This is a genomic window from Methylomagnum sp., assembly GCF_054333355.1.
On the sequence record NZ_JBTEKS010000373.1, the window covers coordinates 1 to 4,285 of the forward strand.

General features: G+C 64.6%; 2 protein-coding genes. Both read right to left on the reverse strand.

The features are described 5' to 3' along the window. Positions 1 to 32: 32 nt before the first annotated feature. Positions 33 to 1,907 carry a DNA mismatch repair endonuclease MutL gene (gene mutL / locus ACXWUF_RS19525; protein ID WP_458496255.1) on the reverse strand — a complete coding sequence of 625 codons (1,875 nt, stop codon included), beginning with the start codon at positions 1,905 to 1,907 and terminating at the stop codon, positions 33 to 35. A gap of 240 nt (positions 1,908 to 2,147) precedes the next feature. After that, the gene (locus ACXWUF_RS19530) at positions 2,148 to 4,070 is read right to left on the reverse strand and encodes an aconitate hydratase (RefSeq protein ID WP_458496256.1); all 1,923 of its coding nucleotides are present in this window, start codon (positions 4,068 to 4,070) and stop codon (positions 2,148 to 2,150) included. Positions 4,071 to 4,285: the final 215 nt, after the last annotated feature.

Genomic DNA, 4,285 nt, shown 5'->3' on the forward strand with positions numbered 1-4,285 from the left:
CCCCCCCCCCCCCCCCCACGGCTTTGAATCCCTCACCGCCCCCGCAAAAACAACCCATTCAATTCCTTCAAGCTCAATTCCACCCAGGTGGGCCGACCGTGATTGCATTGGCCGCTGCGTTCGGTGGCTTCCATTTCCCGCAGCAGAATATTCATTTCCGGCACCGTCAGTTTGCGGTTGGCCCGCACCGAGCCATGGCAAGCGACGGTCGCCAGCACCGCGTTCAGGGTTTCTTCCACGCGGGCGCTGTGGCCGTGCTGATTCAAATCGGCCAGCACATCGCGCACCAACTGTTCGCCGTCGGTCTCACCCAGCAAGGCGGGCAGCGCCCGCACCAGCAAGGTATCCGGGCCGATGCGCCCGACCTCCAAACCCAGCGCCGCCAAGGTGTCCGCCGCGTCCACCGCCAAATCGGCCTCGGCCTCGCTGACCTTGAGGCGGATCGGCAAGAGCAAGGGCTGACTGGGTACGGGTCCGGCTTGATGCTGGCGCTTCAACTTTTCGTAGGTCAGGCGCTCATGGGCGGCGTGGGCGTCCACCAGAATCAAGCCCTTGGCGCTCTCCGCCAGAATGAACGCGCCGTGCAAATGGGCGAGGGCGTAGCCCAACGGATGTTGGCTTGCTTCGTCCCGGTTCGTTTCGCAGACGGGCAGCGCCGTCGGCGTTTCGGTTGAAGGCCGGGGGACGGCGTACAAATCGGTGTAGTCCCGCATCACATCGGCCACTTTCAAGGGTAGCGAGGTTTGCCGGTGAGCGCTGGACGAAGACGAGGCGGGCGCAGACATCCGCAGGGGAGGGCGATACGACGCGGCTTCTCCTTCATCCCGCGGGGCGGGCGGGGCCGGGGCGGGTGAAGGTGCGGGCGTTTCGAAAGCCACGGGAATTTCCCCCTCCGTCGCCGTGCCCGCTTTCGCCCCGCCCAGTACCCGGTACAGGCTGCGGAACAGGAAATCATGCACCAGCCGCGATTCGCGGAACCGCACTTCCAGCTTGGCCGGATGGGCGTTCACGTCCACCAAGGCCGGGTCGAGTTCCAGGTACAGCACATAAATCGGTTGCCGCCCGTGGTAAAGCACATCCTGATACGCCTGCCGGATGGCGACGCTGACCAGCTTGTCCCGCACCAATCGGCCATTCACATAGAAGAACTGCATGTCAGCCTGACTGCGGGAATAGGTCGGCAGCCCAATCCAGCCAGACAGCCGCAACCCGGCGGCGGTCACGTCCACCGACAGGCTTTGCTCCAAGAAGTCATCGCCCAGCAGCGCGGCCAGCCGCCGTTCGATGTCGGTCTGGGTCGCCGCTGGCCGGAGATCCAGCACATGGCGCTGGTTGTGGGTCAGGGCGAAGCCCACGTCGAAGCGGGCCAGGGCCAGCCGCTTGACCAGGGTCTCGATGTGCTGGAATTCGGTCTTCTCCGAGCGCAGGAATTTCCGCCGCGCCGGGGTGTTGTAGAAGATGTCCCGCACTTCCACGGTGGTGCCTTCCGGGCTGGCGGCGGGCTGGATGTCGAAATCAATTTCGCGGCCATCGGCCCCGACCCGCCACGCGCAGCGCTCGCCCCGCGTCCGGGAAACCAGGGTGAGCCGCGACACGGAACTGATGCTGGGCAAGGCTTCGCCGCGAAAGCCTAAAGTAGCGACGTGTTCCAAGTCATCCAGACTGGCGATTTTGCTGGTGGCGTGGCGGGAGAGGGCCAGCGGCAGTTCGTCCTTGGCGATGCCCAGCCCATCGTCGCGGATGCGCAGGAGCCTGAGGCCGCCTTGTTCCACCTCGACCTCCACCGAGCGGGCGGCGGCGTCGAAGCAGTTCTCCACCAACTCCTTGACCACCGAGGCGGGCCGTTCGACCACCTCGCCGGCGGCGATTTGATTGATGAGTTGCGGGGGAAGCAGGCGGATGGGCATGGGTGGGAAAGCGATTGCGCGGGTAGACGGGGCGACATTCTACCCAATCATTCACTCAGGTAGAGTGGGTTAGGTGCCCTCGGACAGTCTGGGATTTTATGGAAGAGCTTCATGCGCCGTAACCCACCCTCCCAATCAGCATGGTGGGTTACGGCGCACGGCGAATTCAACACAGGACCATGATTCGTGCGGATGTGCGCCTAACCCACCCTACAAAAATCAGCCAACGGTGCCGACCGCTCACACCAACGCCAACAAACTCCCCGCCAGCACCATCCGCACCTCCCGTGGACTGAGCGGATGCTCGGTCAGATAGCTTTCATTGCGGGTCAGGTTGATGACCGTGATCCGCCGCCCCTGCTGAATGGCTTGCCGCACGTCGACTATGAGCAGCGTATCGTCGCGATGGATGCGTCCCCAATCGGACGGCTCGACAAACACCAGCGGCAACAACCCGAAATTGCTCAGGTTCTGCAAATGAATCCGGGCGAAGCTTTTGGCGATGACCGCCTGAACGCCCAGATAGCGCGGCGCTAAGGCGGCGTGTTCGCGGCTGGAACCCTGACCGTAGTTTTCGCCGCCGATGATGAATGAGCCGGTTTGCTGATGCTCGATGGCCCGCAGGTAATAGCCCGTGTCCACTTGGCTGAACGTGAACCGGGCGATTTCCGGGATATTGCTGCGGAACGGCAGGACGTTGGTGCCCGCTGGCAGGATTTCATCGGTGGATATATTGTCGCCGACCTTGATAAGCGCTGGCCCTTTCAACAATTCCGGCAAGGGTGCCAGGACGGGCAAGGGCTGGATGTTCGGGCCTTTTTGCAAGGCCACCGGCTCGCCGGGCGGGGCGGGCGGCTCCAGCATCTCGGTATTGAGGCGCAGGGTTTCCGGCTCCTCGAAGCGGGGATAGGGCATCCCGAGCGTGCGCGGGTCGGTGATGACGCCAGTGAGGACCGAGGCGGCGGCGGTTTCCGGGCTGCACAGATACACCTGATCGTCGCGGGTGCCGGAGCGGCCCGGAAAATTGCGCGGCACGGTGCGGAGGCTGATCCGGCCCGAGGCGGGTGCCGCGCCCATGCCGATGCAGCCGCCGCAGCCCGCTTGGTGCAGGCGGGCGCCCGAGTGGATCAGCTTAACGATCAAGCCCAGGTCGAACAGGTTTTCCAGGATTTGGCGGGAGGTGGGCGTGATGTCGAACGAAACCTCGCCGGAGACTTGGCGGCCCTCCATCATTAACGCCGGGATGGCGAAATCCCGCAGCCCCGGATTAGCCGACGAGCCGATGTACGCCTGATAAATGGGCCTGCCCGCCACGTCCCGCACCGGCACGACATGGCCGGGGCTGGACGGCAGGGCGATGAGCGGTTCCAGGCGGGATAGGTCGATTTCGTCATGCTCGTCATAATCGGCGTCCGGGTCGGCTTGCCATTCCGTCCAGGCGTCCTCGCGGCCTTGGGATTTCAGGAACTTCCGCACCGCCCCGTCGGACGGAAACACCGTGCTGGTCGCGCCCAATTCCGCGCCCATGTTGGCGATGACGTGGCGGTCCATGGCCGTGAGGCCCGCCAGCCCCGGCCCGTAATATTCGACGATCCGGCCCAGTCCGCCCTCGACGCCGTGCCGCCGCAGCATTTCCAGGATCACATCCTTGGCGCTGACCCACTCGGGCAAGACGCCGATCAGCCGGACGCCCAACACTTTCGGCATCCGCAAATGAAACGGCTGGCCCGCCATCGCCAAGGCCACTTCCAGCCCGCCCGCGCCAATCGCGAGCATCCCGAGCGAACCGGCGGCGCAGGTGTGGCTGTCCGAACCCAGCAGGCTCTTGCCCGGCACGCCGAAGCGCTCCATGTGGACCGGATGGCTGACGCCATTGCCGGGTCGGCTGTACCACACGCCGAACTTGCGGCAGGCACTCCGCAAGAACAGATGGTCGTCGGCGCTCTTGTAGTCCACTTGCAAGATGTTGTGGTCCACATATTGGGCCGACAGTTCGGTGCGGACCCGGTCCAAGCCCATGGCCTCCAGTTCCAGCATGACCAGGGTGCCGGTGGCGTCCTGGGTGAGGGTTTGGTCGATCTTGAGGGTGATTTCCTCGCCGGGCACCGGCTGGCCCTCGACGAGGTGGGATTCGATGAGCTTCTGGGTGAGATTGTGGGGCATGGTGGTTCTCCATCCGGGGAGAGGGGGATTCCGTTTAGACCCCGCCGCCGACTGGGAAGTTACGGCTGTGGGAGCGGGCTTCAGCCCGCGATCTTCGGTGTGCGCCACGCTCCGATAGTGCGATTCGGGCCTCCCTGCCCGAATCGCCCTCTCCGCGGGCGGTTATTGCCTTCGGCGGCCCCGGACGCCCTGCGTTCACCCGTCCCGACCCAACA

Bases quoted from the DNA above. Each gene is read 5' to 3' on its own strand.
- mutL (WP_458496255.1), bottom strand. From the start codon at position 1,907: ATGCCCATCCGCCTGCTTCCCCCGCAACTCATCAATCAAATCGCCGCC.
- ACXWUF_RS19530 (WP_458496256.1), bottom strand. From the start codon at position 4,070: ATGCCCCACAATCTCACCCAGAAGCTCATCGAATCCCACCTCGTCGAG.